The 474-nt window shown below is 38.2% G+C and carries 1 protein-coding gene; it reads left to right on the top strand.

The features are described from left to right. Positions 1-3: 3 nt before the first annotated feature. A partial coding sequence (locus LFYK43_RS12270) for an IS110 family transposase (RefSeq protein WP_229718041.1) occupies positions 4-474 on the top strand: 471 nt, incomplete at its 3' end.

Raw genomic sequence — 474 nt, 5'->3', positions numbered from 1 at the left:
CCAATGAAATTACTTGTCGGTATTGACGTTAGCTCTAAAGAACTTGAAGTCGCTATGTTAACTTCTGAAAGTACGAAACAATTGTTCCGCACGAATGTTTCCAATGATTTAAATGGCGCTTCTGAAATTAAGCGAAAGATTCTTGAGTTAAATGAAACCTATCAATTTGAACAAACTGTGATCGGGATGGAGTCAACTTCCGTTTACAGCTTTCATCCAGCTTTTTTCTTTAAAAATGATGCCGAACTGACTGCATTGAACGTAGATGCTGTGTTACTTAATCCGCGTGCTACTAAGCGCTATAAAGACGTTTTTGAAGATTCTAAAAGTGATACGATCGATGCTTTTTATATTGCTGATTTCTTACGTATTGGTCGCTACACAACTGGCATTGGGCGGCAAGAAGAATATCTTGCTTTACAACGCTTAACGCGTTCACGTTTTGAAGTGATCCAAAGTTTGACCCGTTCAAAA

Source organism: Ligilactobacillus salitolerans, assembly GCF_003864415.1.
GTDB lineage: Bacteria > Bacillota > Bacilli > Lactobacillales > Lactobacillaceae > Ligilactobacillus > Ligilactobacillus salitolerans.
The sequence above is the reverse complement of the archived record's forward strand: the minus strand, read 5'-3'. Positions and strand labels throughout refer to the sequence as shown.